11 protein-coding genes are annotated in these 14,762 nt (G+C 67.8%); 8 read left to right on the top strand and 3 right to left on the bottom strand.

The features are described from left to right. Window positions 1–10 precede the first annotated feature (10 nt). Together GO615_RS09575 and GO615_RS09570 are read right to left on the bottom strand one after the other, a co-directional pair. Entirely contained in the window at window positions 11–2,161 is a 2,151-nt protein-coding gene (locus tag GO615_RS09575) for a T6SS effector phospholipase Tle3 domain-containing protein (protein ID WP_169127329.1), read from the bottom strand. 12 nt (window positions 2,162–2,173) lie between these two features. Then, a complete protein-coding gene (locus GO615_RS09570; RefSeq protein WP_246262212.1) occupies window positions 2,174–5,203 on the bottom strand; it encodes a type VI secretion system Vgr family protein in 3,030 nt (1,009 codons plus the stop codon). 224 nt (window positions 5,204–5,427) lie between these two features. On the opposite strand from GO615_RS09570, the gene GO615_RS09565 reads away from it, so the two are divergent. The 8 genes from GO615_RS09565 (at window position 5,428) to GO615_RS29365 (ending at window position 13,399) form a co-directional block, all read left to right on the top strand. Next, window positions 5,428–6,078, top strand: a complete 651-nt coding sequence (locus GO615_RS09565) for a TetR/AcrR family transcriptional regulator (RefSeq protein ID WP_169127327.1) — start codon at window positions 5,428–5,430, stop codon at window positions 6,076–6,078. Continuing rightward, window positions 6,075–7,169 carry an efflux RND transporter periplasmic adaptor subunit gene (locus tag GO615_RS09560; RefSeq protein ID WP_169127325.1) on the top strand — a complete coding sequence of 365 codons (1,095 nt, stop codon included), beginning with the start codon at window positions 6,075–6,077 and terminating at the stop codon, window positions 7,167–7,169. The genes GO615_RS09565 and GO615_RS09560 overlap by 4 nt, the downstream gene beginning before the upstream one ends. Further along, entirely contained in the window at window positions 7,166–10,336 is a 3,171-nt protein-coding gene (locus tag GO615_RS09555) for an efflux RND transporter permease subunit (RefSeq protein WP_169127323.1), read from the top strand. Before GO615_RS09560 ends, GO615_RS09555 begins: the two co-directional genes overlap by 4 nt. A 250-nt stretch (window positions 10,337–10,586) precedes the next feature. Further along, entirely contained in the window at window positions 10,587–11,240 is a 654-nt protein-coding gene (locus GO615_RS09550) for a protein-L-isoaspartate O-methyltransferase family protein (protein WP_169127321.1), read from the top strand. An 11-nt stretch (window positions 11,241–11,251) separates the two neighbouring features. After that, window positions 11,252–11,575 (top strand): rhodanese-like domain-containing protein, encoded by a 324-nt coding sequence (locus GO615_RS09545; RefSeq protein WP_169127319.1) that lies wholly within the window; start codon window positions 11,252–11,254, stop codon window positions 11,573–11,575. A gap of 30 nt (window positions 11,576–11,605) precedes the next feature. After that, on the top strand, window positions 11,606–12,919 hold the full coding sequence (locus GO615_RS09540; RefSeq protein WP_169127317.1) for a TolC family outer membrane protein: 1,314 nt from the start codon (window positions 11,606–11,608) through the stop codon (window positions 12,917–12,919). Window positions 12,920–12,965: 46 nt separating this feature from the next. After that, window positions 12,966–13,199, top strand: a complete 234-nt coding sequence (locus GO615_RS09535; RefSeq protein WP_169127315.1) for a DUF1902 domain-containing protein — start codon at window positions 12,966–12,968, stop codon at window positions 13,197–13,199. After that, window positions 13,160–13,399, top strand: coding sequence for a type II toxin-antitoxin system HicA family toxin (locus GO615_RS29365; protein ID WP_343037743.1), 240 nt, complete (start codon window positions 13,160–13,162; stop codon window positions 13,397–13,399). The genes GO615_RS09535 and GO615_RS29365 overlap by 40 nt, the downstream gene beginning before the upstream one ends. A gap of 47 nt (window positions 13,400–13,446) precedes the next feature. Here GO615_RS29365 and waaA read toward each other — a convergent pair whose 3' ends face one another. After that, window positions 13,447–14,709 (bottom strand): lipid IV(A) 3-deoxy-D-manno-octulosonic acid transferase, encoded by a 1,263-nt coding sequence (waaA, locus tag GO615_RS09525; RefSeq protein WP_169127311.1) that lies wholly within the window; start codon window positions 14,707–14,709, stop codon window positions 13,447–13,449. Window positions 14,710–14,762 lie beyond the last annotated feature (53 nt).

Genomic DNA, 14,762 nt, shown 5'->3' with positions numbered 1-14,762 from the left:
TTTGAGTTCCCTATTGTCCGTGCACGACGGGGAAGGCAGCGGGCTTATTTCGGGAGACCCTGTGTAGGTGATCTACGGTCTGCCGTTCGCGCTGCAGATCGCGCATCCGCTCCTCCCATTCGCGCTGAGGCCATTTGTGGCGTTCGCTTTGCAGACGGGCGATGCGCTCGTCAATCTTCTGCAACTCCAGGAAATAGTGTTCCGTGGCGGTACGCTCATTCACGATGCCTGACATTATGGGAGGCCTGTTCATCTGCTTCTTGATGCCATCCGGCAAGAGACCGCGAGCGTAATATTCGTGGTCTTCCTTTGCCTGGCTGAACCGCCAGTCCGCCTGCCGCAGCAACTCCTGCCAGAATGCCCCGCCGTCTACCTTGGTCTCGTCATAGCTACGGCAGCGCCCGATGGCCAGATCGAAGGCCGCTGCGCAGCGAGCGGCGTTGTCGTCCAGGACGATGGCGGAGTGATTCGAGATTTCGGTTTCGGTATTGCGCGCCTTGGCGCGCAGCTCGTCTGAAGTCATGGCGCGCGTAATACGCAGATTGCCGTCCGACGTCTTTACCGCGCGAACGATTTGCCAGCGCTTGCCTTGCGCGTCGAAAGCCGCCTCGACGGCCGCGAGGTCGCTCGGCGGGAGTTCCAGGATTTGGCCGGGTCGCAACGGGGGGGCGTTCGGGCGCGGATCGGGCATCGGGCGGGGGTCAGTAATCAGATTGTTGCCAGTTTCGGCGGCCGCAGCCGCGAAAACGTCCCAGTCGGAGGGGCCGAGCGTTGTGCAGCCGGCCGGCAGGGCGAACGTATAGCCGAGATCCGGAAGTGCCGGGGCGTTGATGTCGCGCGGGGCGCCGGTAGGAATATCGGCGTTGGTGGCTACCGGCTTGGCCCCCTTGCGCTGCAGATCCGGCAGATCGATCCGTCCCGGCGGGGCGTGAAGCGGGCGGCCATGCAGGAAGGCGCGCTGCGCGAAGGCGGGGCCGAGCCGTTCGGCGACCCCCGGGGGGACTCCCTGCCAGCCGATGCCCTGAACGTTCCGCAGCGACACGGTCATGTCGTGTGGGCAGAAGTAGTTGAATACCTTGCCGTGGTTGTCGCGCATGTGGGCGACGATCGAGGCGGCGTCGCGGCTGGCGATGCCGCTTGCGGCGAGTTGCGTGGCGGCAGGGCCGGGCATGCGCTGCGCGTCGATGAGCCGGCACAGATTGGCGAGGGTCGCCGTGCGTGCGCGCTGCGACTGCTGCGGGCCGAAGGACTGCATCCCCTCGAGGCGGGGCGTCTCTAGGCTGTAGGGCGAATGATTGAGGATCAGGCAATCGGCGGGGCGTCTCGCCGGAGTCGCCTGCGTCACGAGGAAATTGGCGAGCAGCGCCACCAGCGTGCCCTGACTGTGGGCGACGATGTTGATGGAATCGTTCTCTGTCCGCTGCTCACCACGAATCTTAGCGACAAGGTTTGCCAGTCGTTGCGCTGCGTGGACGAAGTAGATGCGGTGCGGATTCTCATACACGGGGTGGCTGAGATCCTCGCCAACATGGCGGGAGGCCCAGCGGGCGAGGCCGAGAATGTCGCCGCCCGGCCCCCACATATCGATGAGGGTGGTCGTGGCGTTGGCGAAGACTCCGCCGTTCTTGGCGAAGTGCTCGTCGAGGCGGTTGTTGAAGCAATCGACATTTTCGAAGCCGCGCTTCGGATCGCTCTTGCCGTCGATGTAGTATGCGTCGTAGGGCGCTTCGGCGCCCGCCGGACCGCGGCGATTGAGCTCTTCGCGATAACGCGCCTGGTCGGCGTCGTAGGTCACGTTGTCCACCGGCCGGTAACCCCAGTAGAACGGGATGATGGGGTTGTAGCCCTGTGCGTCGGCACGGCGCTGGTAACTTGCGATGCGGTTGTCCTTGCAGGCTTTGGGGATGTCCCAGTCTCCCGGGGTAAGATCCTTGCGCCCGAGGCGGATATTGAGTCCCGCGCATAAGCCGCGTGCCTGAGTGGCATAGGCTTCGCCGATGTCATTGACGCCGTGTACCAGAATGACGACGCCGGGCATGGGGCGAGGCATCCGGACGCGCGCCTCGGCCGCGGCGGCCTTCGGGACCGTGGTGGTTGTGCGCACTACGTCGCCGTTGCGGCGAGCTTCTTCGATGCGTCGATTGGGCGAGTAATTCTTCATGGCGGGGCGGGTTCAGGCAGAAGCGGAGGTGTCTTCAGGCAGGATTTCGATGGCGATATGCTGGAAGTGGGCGGCATCGGCAGTGTCGGCGTAACCTTGCGCATCGGTCCGCCCTTCGATTACGCGGCCGTCCTCCAGAGTCATGCGGAACCGGCGATTGACGATCGGATCGTCGCTGCCGTTCCAGGTCAGGACCGGACGGCGGTGGAAGGCGTCCGGCGGCATGAAGGCCGGGGCGTCGTAACTCAGGCTCGTCGGTCCCCCAAAACTCTTCTTCGACGCATGCACCGTAATCGTCCCGGGGCACGCCACAGTGATGCCGCCGTCGATCGTGATGCTGGCGCCGCCTTCGACGCTCAACACGATCTTCTTCGCCGCGGCGAAGTCGATGTGCGCGCCAGCGCTGACGAGTTTCATCTCGTCCCGGGCGAGGAGTTTCATCTCGTCGCTTTGCGCCTGCAGCGCGATGTCGTTCTTGGCGGCGATGAGGCGGATGCCGATGTTGTCGTCGCCGGGCCGGATGGCGCCGACGACAAGGCCGATCGCCTCGCCGGCGTGGATGCGCGCGGCTCCGGCCACTGCGAGGTTCGTGTCGGCGCCGCTCATGAGGGTGGCCGTGTCTCCGGCGGCGATCTGCACGCTCTGGCCGGCGACGAGGCCGATGCCGGCCTGGGCGGCCTGCAGGATCGCGGGGGCGGTGAGGTGGGGGACGCGTTGGCCGGTGACGGCGGTGTTGCCGGCGTCCGCGTCGGCGATGGCCTCGGCCGGATCGCGCGCCGAGACCATGCCGGCGGCGAGCCGGCTCAGCGCATCGAGGGGCGGGTGGTCCGGGTCGGCGGCGCTGGCGTGGGCCGTGGTGCTGCCGATCGCGGCCGCGAGCTTGACGGTCTGGTGTGTCTCGGCCGCGCGCGACAGTGTGTCCGCAAGCGTGCAAGCCTGTTTCAGTAGCGCCATGCCGGGAGCGAAATCGCCGGCCGGTTCGCCCGCGTGGCGGGTGGGCCAGGTGCTCATGATGATGCCGCGGCCCGCACGCAGCGCCCCCCAGGCGTCCGTGCGCAGCTCGGCGCCGCTGCCACGGAAGGATCCGCGGTAGTTGCCGGCTTGGTGGATGAGGTGGCCGAGGTTGAGCTCCGAGGCATGCTGCGTGCTCTTGAGCTGGACGCGCAGTTGCTGGTCGCTGTCGTCGAAGACGAGCTGGTTGTGACCCGCATTGGGGCCGTGGGCGCCGAATTCCCTGGTCTTGAAGCCGCTCAGCGCGCCGGGGTGGCGGTGGCTTGTCGCTGCCGCACCGTGCCAGGCGGGGCTGTTGCCGCCCGTAAAGTGACCAACGAGATTGCCCTGCCCGGCCGCGCGATGGTCGCTCGCGCCGTCGAACACGCTGGTGTCGGAGGCCGGCCCGGGGCGGCCGCCCGGCGTGGGGGCGACGCCGCCTTCGCCGCGGCCGTTGTAGAGCGCGCCGAGCACGACGGGGCGGTCGATGTCGCCGCCGAGGAAGCTCACCAGCACTTCCTGGCCGATGCGCGGCAGCCACTGCCAGCCCATGCCCGCGCCGGCCTGCCGGCTGGCGACGCGCACCCAGCAGCTCGAACGGTCGTCCGGGGTGTCGCCCGCCTGCCAGTGAAAGCGCACCTTGATGCGGCCGAGCGCATCGCACCACAGCTCGTCGGCGCCGTTGGGCACGTTCTCGCCCTGCGGGCCGACGACGATGGCGCACATCGGGCCGGGCGCGGTGGGCCGCGGGTTGATGCGCAGGCCAGTGTCGTCGGCGAGCGCCGGGCGCCACGGCCGCTCCGCGCGCAGCGCGTCGAAGGCGTTGCCGTAGCCGCGGCTGCGCGCGAGGTCAATGAGGGCGGCGGGGAGTTCCGACGGGGCCTTCACCGGCTCGAGCGTGTCGCCGGTCGCGAGCGCGGCGTCGTCCTCGTCTGCATCGCCTTGTGCCAGCCGCGCCGCGATCGCGTCGATGCGCTCGGCGTCGAGGTTGTTGATGCCGACGTGCAGGACGTCGAGCACGGCGAAGCGTTCGCCGGCGGGGGCGGGCGGCGCAGCGGGGTCGAGCGGCAGGCCGTTCACCGCGACGAAGCAGCCGGGGCGCAGGCTGCGCACGGTGCCGCGGCCGAGGCAGGTGCTTGCGCGTGCCTCCGCGGCCTCCATCGCGAGGCGCTGGTAGCGCTCGGCCTCGGTCACGTTTGCGTGGGCGTACTGGCCGGCGTAGTCGTAGTGCTCGAGCGGTGGCAGGTCCGCGCTGCCGACACGATGCGCCGTCGGCACGCTCGCCGCGATCGAGCGCTTGGCGCGGTAGTCGTAGCCGAGCACGGTGCCGAGGGTGGGTGCGAGGCGGTGCTGCGCGCCGAAGGCGACGATGCTGTCCTGGTCTTCCTGCGAATCGGCGCGGTGGAAGCGGATGCCGCGACCGCCGAGCGCGTGCGCCGAGAGAGGGTCTTCCGGGAAGCGCGTGCTGCCGGCGAAGAGGCGCATGCGGTGGCGCGCCGGGGCCTCCGCATCCTCCTCGATGCACCAGCCCAGGCCTTCCTCGGCGAGCAGGCGCGAAACGAAGGCATAGTCGGATTCGCGGTATTGGACGCAGTAGCTGCGCGGGCGGGCGTCCGCGAGGAAGGGTGCGACGTCCTCTTGCCAGTGCCACGCGGCATGTTCGCGGTAATCGGCGAACACGGCGTCGAGGATCTCGGGCACGGACTTGTCCTGGAACACGCGGTTGTGGCGGCCGCGCGTGAGGAGCCAGGTCCACGGCACCACGGTGAGCCGGTAGCGGCTCCAGCCGCCGTCGCTGCCGATATGCGCGGCGGCCCGCACGAGGCCCGAGCGTTCGCCGTGACTGCCGTCGGAGAGCGCGGTGCGCAGCGTCATCGCCTGTCCGAGCAGGGGCTCGAGGGCGAGGAAGGCATCTTGCGACAGGGTGTCGATGTGGAACTCGAAGCCGCCCGACAGGCTTTCGCGTCCCCGCCAGGCTTCGACCGCGAGCGGCGGGCCGTCCGTGTGCCAGTGCAGGTCGTACAGGCGGGAGTGGGCGGCGAGCGGGTGCATGTCGTCGAGCGTGGAGCCGGTGGAGGTTTGAAAAGACCAAAAGCATAACATTTTGACATGTCTGGCGTGTTCGATGTGGTAATGGACGCTAGCGACCGAACGCGTGCCCGTCAGCGTCGCGGCAATGAGATGAATCCGGCGCACCTTGTATTTGCTCGCGAGACAGCCTAAATTACTGACTGGTTAGTCATTAATTCGGCGACACGCGCCGGTTTCCCGCCCCCATGTCCGACTCCATCCGCCCGCCCGCACGCCAACGCCGCAAGGAGGCGCGTCCGCAGGAACTCACCGCTGCCGCGCTGTCGCTCTTCGTCGAGAAGGGTTTCGCCGCGACGCGGCTCGATGACATCGCCGAGCGCGCAGGCGTTTCCAAGGGCACCCTGTACCTCTACTTCGAAAGCAAGGACGCGCTGTTCAAGGCGGTGATCCAGGAAGGCATCGTCTCCGCGCTGCATGCGGGCGAGGCGCTATTCGACGAGTACGACGATCCGCTGGAACTGCTGCGCACCATCCTGCAGGGCTGGTGGGAACGCATCGGCAATACCGAACTGGGCGGCATCCCGAAGCTGATGATGTCCGAAGCGCGCAATTTCCCCGACGTTGCCGCCTACTACCAGCAGGAAGTCCTGCAGCGCGGCACCGCGTTGCTGCGCAAGGCCGTCATGCGCGGCATCGAGCGCGGCGTGTTCCGGCAGGTCGACACCGACGCGATCTGCAGCGTCCTGATCGCGCCGCTCGTCTACCGGGCGATGTGGCGACAGTCCTTCGGCCCTGCTTGCGGACAGGAAACCGATACGGCGCAGTACCTGCGCACCTATTTCGACCTGATCCTGAACGGCCTCCTGACCGGGGCGCCCGGGGGAGCTGCACGATGAAGACAATACTGACGAGCACCGTCCTGCTTACCCTGCTTGCCGGATGCTCCGGCCCCGCACCGGTCGACAAGCCGCCCCGCGCCGTCCTGGTGCGCACCATCGGGACTGCCGCCTCGGAGCCGCAACTGCGCGTCTATACCGGCGAGGTGCGCGCGCGCCATGAGGCCGACATCGGCTTTCGCATCGGCGGCAAGCTGATCGAGCGCAGTGTGGACGCCGGCGCGCGCGTGCGACCAGGGCAGGTGCTCGCCCGCCTCGATCCGCAGGACGTGAAGCTCGCCGAGCAGGCCGCAGCGGCGCAGGTGTCGGCGGCGGAGGCAGATGTGGCGCTGGCCCGCGCGGAATTCGAGCGGGTGCAGAATCTCCACGCACGCAACTTCATCAGCGCCTCCGCGCTGGACAGCCGACGCACCGCCCTGCAGGCCGCCGAAGCGCGTCTGCGCCAGGTCCGCGCGCAACTCGCCACGGCAGGCAACCAGGCTGGTTACGCCGCCCTGACGGTTGCCGACGAGGGGGTGGTCACAGCGGTCATTGCGGAAGCCGGGCAGGTGGTCGCGGCGGGCCAGCCCGTGCTGCGCATCGCGCGCCCCGGCGAACGCGAGGTGTTGATCTACGTTCCGGAAAGCCGCATCGCGGAACTGCGGCCGGGTTTGCCCGCCGCCGTGCGCGCCTGGGCGAACCCTGCACATGCCTATGTGGCTGCGGTGCGCGAGATCGCTCCCGCGGCCGACGCGGCGACCCGCTCCTACGCCGTGCGCGTCAGCGTGGTCGATGCAGATGATGCGCTGCCGCTCGGTGCCACGGCGAGCGTTGCGTTTGCGCAGTCCCCCGATGCGGCGCAGGCGATCCTGCCATTGACCGCGGTGACCCGCATGGATGGACGCGCAACCGTCTGGGTCGTCGACGAGGCTTCGAAACTAGTCCCGCACGCCGTGGACACGGGGGCGTTCCGCGAAGACGGCGTCGTGGTCGCAAGCGGCCTGCCAGCCGGGGCGCGCGTGGTGGTCACGGGCGTGCATCGCCTCGTCGCGGGCGAAGTGGTGCGCGCGGTCGATGAAGCCGCCCCGGTCGCGCTGGATGCTCGCAAATGACGACCCCGCGCGATTTCCACGAAGGGCGATTCAACATCTCCGCCTGGGGCCTGCGCCACCAGACGCTGGTGCTCTACTTCATGGCCGTGCTCGCCGTGATCGGGCTGTATTCCTACTCGCGCCTGGGGCAGTCGGAGGATCCGCCCTTCACCTTCAAGGTGATGGTGATCCGCACCGAGTGGCCCGGCACCACCGCCGAGGAGGTCGCGCGCCAAGTCACCGACAAGATCGAGAAGAAGCTGCAGGAAGTCGCCCAGGTCGACGTGCTGCGCAGCTTCTCGCGTCCCGGCGAGTCGATGGTGTTCTTCGTTGCAAAGGATTCGACCCCGCCGCGCGAGATGCCCGAAGTCTGGTACCAGGTGCGCAAGAAGGTCGGCGACATCCGCCACACCCTGCCGCAGGGCATCGTCGGCCCGACGTTCAATGACGAATTCGGCGACACCTACGGCAACATCTTCGCGCTGGTCGGCGAGGGGCTCGACTATGCCGAACTCAAGCGCTACGCCGAGGCGATTCGCAGCGAACTGCTGCGCGTGCCGGACGTCGCCAAGGTGAGCTTCTTTGGCGATCAGCCCGAACGCATATACATCGAACTCTCGAACACCAAGCTCGCGACCTTCGGCCTCTCGGTGCGCGACATTGCCGGCGCACTCGCCGGCCAGAACGCGACCACCGGTGCCGGCTTCTTCGATACCGCCGACGAGCGCGTGTGGCTGCGCCCGAGCGGTGCCTTCGAGGATCTCGATGCCATCCGCGACACCGTCATCCGCGCCCAGGGGCGCAGCTTCCGTCTCGGCGACGTCGCCGAGGTGCGCCGCGGCTTCGCAGATCCGCCGCGCGAGCGCATGCGCTTCAGGGGCGAGGACGCGCTCGGCATCGGCGTGTCGATGCGCGCCGGCGGCGACATCATCGCGCTCGGCCGCCACCTCGACGAGGCTACCGCCCGCATCGACGCCCAGCTCCCCGTCGGCGTGCGCCTCGAGCGCGTCGCCGACCAGCCGCGCGCGGTCGCGCGCTCGGTCGGCGAGTTCGTCCGCGTGCTCGCCGAGGCGGTCGTCATCGTCATGGCGGTGAGCCTGCTCTCGCTCGGCCTGCGCACCGGCGTCGTCGTGCTCGTGATCATTCCGGTCGTGCTCGCGATCACCTTCCTCTTCATGAACCTTCTGGGCATCGGCTTGCACAAGATTTCGCTCGGTGCCCTGATCCTCGCGCTGGGCCTGCTCGTCGACGATGCGATCATCGCGGTCGAGATGATGGCCACAAAGATGGAACAGGGCTGGGAGCGCGCAAAGGCCGCGAGTGCTGCCTACGTCTCCACCGCGATGCCCATGCTCTCCGGCACGCTCGTGACCGCGGCGGGCTTCCTGCCGATCGCGACCGCGGCGTCGGCAACGGGCGAATACACGCGCTCCATCTTCCAGGTCACGGTCATCGCGCTGCTGGTGTCCTGGATCGCGGCGGTGCTGTTCGTACCCTGGCTCGGCTACCACATCCTGCCCGACTTCCGTGCGCAGCGCGGCAAGCAGTCGGTGTTCGCGCGTCTCCTCGGTCGCCTGTCGCCGCGGCTCGGAGCGAAACTCGCCGAGCGCGACGCCCGCGCCCACGAGCTGCACGACGAATACGCCATCTACCACACCGCCTTCTATACGCGCCTGCGTGCCCTCGTCGATACCTGCGTCGCCCATCGCTGGCTCGTGATCCTCGTGACCCTGTTCGTCTTCGCCGGCTCGCTGTTCGTGTTCGCCCGCTTCGTGCCGCAGCAGTTCTTCCCGGAATCCACCCGACCGGAACTGCTCGTCGACCTGCGCCTGCCCGAAGGCGCCTCGCATCAGGCCACAGAACGCGCGGTCAGGCGCCTGGAAACCTTCCTCGATGCGCAAACCGGCATCGAGAACTACGTCGCCTGGGTCGGTGGCGGCAGCCCGCGCTTCTACCTTCCGCTCGACCAGCAGCTGCCGCAGACCAGCTTCGCCCAATTCGTGATCCTCACCGAAGGCCCTGAGGCGCGCGAGGCCCTGCGCGCGAAACTGATCGGGCTATTCGAGCAGGCCCCGGCCGAGCTCATCGGTGTCGTCAATCGGCTGGAGAACGGCCCGCCCGTCGGCTTCCCCGTTCAGTACCGCGTCAGCGGCCAGGATCCCGACGAACTGCGGCGCATCGCCCACGAGGTCGCGGCGAAGATGCGCGTCCACCCGCAGCTCTCCAACGTGCATCTCGACTGGGAAGAGCCGTCCAAGCGCGTGCGTCTCAGGGTCGATCAGGACAAGGCGCGCCTCCTCGGCCTCACGACGCAGGACCTCGCGACCCTGCTCAACACCTCGGTGCAAGGCTTTGCCGTCACCCAGTTTCGCGAAGGCACCGAAACGATCGACGTGATGCTGCGCGGTGCCGAGTCCGAGCGCGTGCATCTGGGCCTGCTGCCGGACCTCGCAATCCCCGTCGGCGGCGGCCGCAGCGTGTCGCTCGCCCAGGTCGCAACCGCCGAATACGGATTCGAGCAGGGCGTCGTCTGGCGCCGCAACCGCATGCCTACCGTCACGGTGCGCGCCAACCTGTACGGCGGCGTGCAGCCCGCAGTCGTCGTCGCCGATCTCGCCCCGCAGATGGCGTCCATCGAGGCCGCGCTGCCGCTGGGCTACCGCGTCGAGGTCGGCGGAGCCGTCGAGGAGAGCGCCAAGGGCGGCACGTCCGTCGCCGCGGGCATGCCGCTCTTCCTCATCGCCGTGCTCACGGTGCTCATGCTGCAGTTGCAGAGCTTCTCGCTCGTCGCGATGGTGGTGCTCACTGCGCCGTTGGGGTTGATCGGCGTGACCGCCTTCCTGCTCGCCTTCGGCAAGCCCTTCGGCTTCGTCGCGATGCTCGGCACGATCGCGCTCTCCGGCATGATCATGCGCAACTCGGTAATCCTCGTCGACCAGATCCGGCAGGACCGCGAACACGGCCGCAGCGCGTGGGACGCCATCGTCGAATCGACCGTGCGCCGCTTCCGCCCCATCATGCTCACCGCCGCCGCGGCGATCCTCGCGATGATCCCGCTCTCGCGCAGCGCCTTCTTCGGCCCCATGGCCGTCGCCATCATGGGCGGCCTCACCGTCGCCACCGTGCTGACCCTGATCTTCCTGCCCGCGCTGTATGCGGCGTGGTACCGCGTGCGCCGTCCCATGTGAGGCCATGTGGAAACCTTCCTTATGGAAACCTTCGCTGTGGGAGCGGCTTCAGCCGCGAATGGGCTTTCCGACATGGCATAGTCCCGATTCGCGGCTGAAGCCGCTCCCACAAGGCCGTCTTCCCCCGCCCCGCTTGCGATTCCCTTGCGAATGCATCGCGCCCCAGTGCAGCAAGTACGCTAAAATGCACAAGTTTACTTATCGCTCACTAAATTAGCGTGTGCTAATATTTGCACAGGAAGCCAATGCCATGAACTTCGAACGCGCCCGCTTCAACATGGTCGAGCAGCAGATCCGCCCCTGGGATGTGCTGGATATGGACGTTCTCGACCTCCTGATGACGGTCAAGCGCGAGGAATTCGTTCCTCCCGCCCACAAGACGCTTGCCTTCGCGGACGTCGAGATTCCCATCGGCTGCGGCCAGACCATGCTCAAGCCCGTCATCGAGGGCCGCATCCTGCAGGCGCTGCCGCTCAAGCGTTCCGACTCCGTGCTCGAGATCGGCACCGGCTCCGGCTACTTCGCAGCGCTGCTTGCCGCGCGCACCGACTGGGTCCGCTCGATCGAGATCGAGCCCGAACTCGCCCGCTTCGCGACCGACAACCTCAATCGCGCGGGTGTCGAGAACGTCATCGTCGAGGAAGGCGACGCCGCGCGTGGCTGGAGCAGCCGCGCGCCCTACGACGTCATCGTCGTCACGGGCGGCCTGCCGATGATGCCGCAGAGCCTGCTCGACCAGCTCAAGGTCGGCGGCCGCATGTTCGCCTTCGTCGGCGAGGCGCCCGTCATGGAAGCCCGCCTCATCACCCGCGTCTCGGAAGACCAGTACCAGACCGAAGACGTGTTCGAAACCGTCGTCCCGATGCTGAAGAACGCCCAGCGCAAGGACGAATTCCGCTTCTGAGGAACCCCCGCATGCGACAGATCACCGCCACCGAACTCGCCGAACGGCTCGCGTCCCCTCAGGGCGACAAGCCATTCCTGCTCGACGTGCGCGAGCCGATCGAGTTCGAGATCTGTCGCATCGAAGGCTCCCTGCTGATGCCGATGGCCTCCGTTCCGGCGCGCCAGACCGAACTCGATCCCGACGACGAGATCGTCGTCATCTGCCACCACGGTGGCCGCAGCGCCCAGGTGTGCATGTTTCTCGAGCGTCAGGGCTTCTCCCGAGTCATCAATCTTGCCGGCGGGGTTGCCGCCTGGGCTGCCCAGGTCGACCCGACCATGCCGCAGTACTGACCTTACCGCGAATTGAGCACGGAGAAGTCAATGAAGCGCGCAATCGCCCTGAGTCTCGTCACCTTCTTTTCGGCCAGCGCCTGGTCGGCCGACCTCCTGCAGGTCTATCGCGACGCGCTCGCCAACGACGCGCGCTTCGCCGCCGCCCGCGCCCAGTACGAGGCGGGGCAGGAACGGGTCGTGCAGGGGCGCGCCGGGCTTCTGCCGACGATCGGCGCCAATGCGAACACCACCTGGAACGACGTCGATACGCACACCCGGGTCTTCGGCACACGCGAATACAACAGCAACGGCTACGGCGTGCAACTCACGCAACCGTTGTTCCGCTGGCAGAACTGGATCCAGTACAAGCAGGGCGAACTCCAGACCGCGCTCGCCGAAGTCCAGCTCGGGCAGGCGCGCCACGACCTGATCCTGCGCGTGTCGCAAGCCTATTTCGACGTCCTCAACGCCCAGGACGCCCTCGCGGCGCAGTCGCAGCTGAAGAAGGCCGCCTCCGAGCAGCTCGAACTCGCCAAGGCCAGCTTCGAGGTCGGCACCGTCACGATCACCGACGTGCATGAAGCGCAATCGCGCTTCGACCTCGCCTCGGCGCAGGAAATCGCTGCGCAGAACGACCTGGATGTGCGCCGCCAGGCCCTCGTCCAGATCGTTGGTCTGGATCCGTCGCCGCTCGCCGGCCTGCGACAGGGCGTCTCCCTGGCCCGCCCCCAGCCCGACAGCATCGCCGAATGGGCCACCGCGGCAGAGCAGGGTAGCTATGCCGTTCAGGCGCAGCAGATCGCGCGCGAAATCGCCGCGCGCGAAGTCGAGCGCAACCGCGCCGGCCACTACCCGACCCTCGATGTCGTCGCCGCCCGCAGTCACAACAGCGCAGGCTTCAGCTCCAGCGCAGCAGGCGGCTCGACGCGCACCGACGCCAACACCGTCGGCCTGCAGCTCAACGTCCCGATCTTCGCCGGTGGGGCCGTCTCGTCGCGCGAACGCGAAGCCGCGGCCCTCAAGATCAAGGCCGACGCCGATCTCGACGATGCCCGCCGCTCCGCCGCCCTCGCCGCGCGCCAGGCCTACCTCGGCGTCACCAGCGGCATGGCGCAGGTCAAAGCCCTGGAAGCCGCCCAGGTCTCGTCGACCTCCGCCCTCGAAGCCAATCGCCTCGGCTACGAAGTCGGCGTGCGCATCAACATCGACGTCCTGAACGCCCAGTCCCAGCTCGCCGACACCCAGCGCCAGCTAGCCCGCGCCCGCTACGACACCATCCTCGCCCAACTGCGCCTCAAGGCCGCCGCCGGCACCCTCGGCGAAGAAGACATCCAGCTCATCGACGCGCTGCTGGCGGAGTGATTCGGGCGATAATGGGAACTCGCCGCTGACGGAAGGAGAGCCGGCAATGCCCAAGATTCTTTTCATTCGTGCAGAGTGGGACGACGACGCGGGTGTCTGGGTGGCGACGTCCGATGACGTTCCGGGGCTTGCAACGGAGGCGGAAACCATCGAAGCCCTGTCGCACAAGCTCGAAGCAATGGTTCCGGAACTGCTCGATGCCAACGGCTACCCTGACGGTCCGGAAGTGCCTTTCGAACTGTGGGCTCGGAAATTCGCCGTCGCTCACCGCGGGGTCTAATAGTGGGCGGAAATTTCGCCCCTGAGCTGAAGCGACTACTGCATGAGGCGGGTTGCCGTTTCGTCCGGCCGGGGAAGGGTGATCACGACATCTGGCATTCCCCGCACACGGGTATTCACTTTCCCGTCGACAGCAAGATCAAATCGCGCCATACGGCGAATGCGGTGCTCAAGCAGGCCGGTCTGCCAAAGCACTTCTGATTCTTCAGGTCACAAGTCCGAAGCAGATACCTCCGAGCGATTCTGCGTCAGCCGCGAACCAGTCGCTCCACCATCTGCATCGACCTCGCCGTCGCCCCGCGATGAGCCGCGGCAAAACTCCTTCCCGCTTCGCCCGCCGCCCGCCGCGCCGCCGCGTCCTTCACTAGCGCGACAGCGATCCGCATCCCCTGATCGACGTCCGCCGCGCGTCGCGCCGCCCCGGCCGCAATTGCCAGCTCCGCAACCTGCGCGAAGTTGAAGGTATGCGGTCCCAGCACCACCGGCGTTCCCACCGCGCACGCCTCGATCAGATTCTGCCCGCCGAAAGGCAACCAACTGCCGCCGATCAGCGCCACGTCAGCTGCCGCGTAATACGCAAACATCTCGCCCATCGAATCGCCCAGCCACACGCGCGTGTCGGCCGCGACCGCCGTCTCGTCCGAACGCCGCTGCAGCTTGAACCCGCGGGCTTCGACCAGCCGTGCGACCTCATCGAAACGCTGCGGATGCCGCGGCACAAGCGCGAGCAGCGCGTCGTCCGGCGCCTGCGCCCGGAACGCATCGAGAATCAGCGTCTCCTCCCCCTCGCGGGTGCTTGCCGCGAGAAGGACCGGGCGCCGGCCAAAGCGTTCGCGGAAACTCGCCCCCAGCGTGATCAGCGCATCCGGCGGTGAGATGTCGAACTTGATGTTCCCCGTCACTGCAACCCCGCTCGCTCCCAACTCCCCCAGTCGCCGCGCGTCCGCTTCGGTTTGCGCGCCAACCGCGGCAAGCGCACCCACGGTCATGCGCGTCAGGGTCGGCCAGCGTGCATAGCGCCGCGCCGAACGCTCCGAAAGCCGCGCATTCGCGAGCAGCACCGGCACCCCGCGCGCGCGACAGCTCGCCAACAGCGTCGGCCACAGCTCCGTCTCCATCACAATGCCCACCCGCGGCCGGAAGTGAGCGAGGAAGCGCCGGCACGGCCAGCCCAAGTCGTACGGCAGATAGCAGCGCATCACGCGCGGCTCCCCGCCGAACAGGCTCTCGGACGTCTCCCGCCCCGTCGGCGTCATGTGCGTCAGCAGCACCATGTGATCCGGCCAGCGCGCCAGCAGCGCCCGCACCAGCGGTTCCGCTGCGCGCGTCTCCCCCACCGACACCGCATGCACCCAGATCACCGGCAGCGGCGCGCGGCCCGCGTAATGTCCGAAGCGCTCGCCCAGATGCTTCAGGTAGGCAGGTTGCCGCCGCGCGCGCCAGGCCAGGCGCAGCAGCACGAAAGGCAGGGCGCACAACCACAATAAGGCATAGGAGAATCTGGCAAGCATCGGGCGTCCGGTTCTGGCGAGCCGCCAAGTATATCGTCGCCTGCCGCCACGAC

Origin of the sequence: Aromatoleum evansii, from assembly GCF_012910805.1 — a bacterium.
Lineage (GTDB): Bacteria > Pseudomonadota > Gammaproteobacteria > Burkholderiales > Rhodocyclaceae > Aromatoleum > Aromatoleum evansii.
The sequence above is the reverse complement of the archived record's forward strand: the minus strand, read 5'-3'. Positions and strand labels throughout refer to the sequence as shown.

What these genes read in the sequence shown, in the direction of transcription:
- GO615_RS09575 (WP_169127329.1), bottom strand. Translation starts at nt 2,161, where the DNA reads ATGAAGAATTACTCGCCCAATCGACGCATCGAAGAAGCTCGCCGCAAC.
- GO615_RS09570 (WP_246262212.1), bottom strand. Translation starts at nt 5,203, where the DNA reads ATGCACCCGCTCGCCGCCCACTCCCGCCTGTACGACCTGCACTGGCAC.
- GO615_RS09565 (WP_169127327.1), top strand. Translation starts at nt 5,428, where the DNA reads ATGTCCGACTCCATCCGCCCGCCCGCACGCCAACGCCGCAAGGAGGCG.
- GO615_RS09560 (WP_169127325.1), top strand. Translation starts at nt 6,075, where the DNA reads ATGAAGACAATACTGACGAGCACCGTCCTGCTTACCCTGCTTGCCGGA.
- GO615_RS09555 (WP_169127323.1), top strand. Translation starts at nt 7,166, where the DNA reads ATGACGACCCCGCGCGATTTCCACGAAGGGCGATTCAACATCTCCGCC.
- GO615_RS09550 (WP_169127321.1), top strand. Translation starts at nt 10,587, where the DNA reads ATGAACTTCGAACGCGCCCGCTTCAACATGGTCGAGCAGCAGATCCGC.
- GO615_RS09545 (WP_169127319.1), top strand. Translation starts at nt 11,252, where the DNA reads ATGCGACAGATCACCGCCACCGAACTCGCCGAACGGCTCGCGTCCCCT.
- GO615_RS09540 (WP_169127317.1), top strand. Translation starts at nt 11,606, where the DNA reads ATGAAGCGCGCAATCGCCCTGAGTCTCGTCACCTTCTTTTCGGCCAGC.
- GO615_RS09535 (WP_169127315.1), top strand. Translation starts at nt 12,966, where the DNA reads ATGCCCAAGATTCTTTTCATTCGTGCAGAGTGGGACGACGACGCGGGT.
- waaA (WP_169127311.1), bottom strand. Translation starts at nt 14,709, where the DNA reads ATGCTTGCCAGATTCTCCTATGCCTTATTGTGGTTGTGCGCCCTGCCT.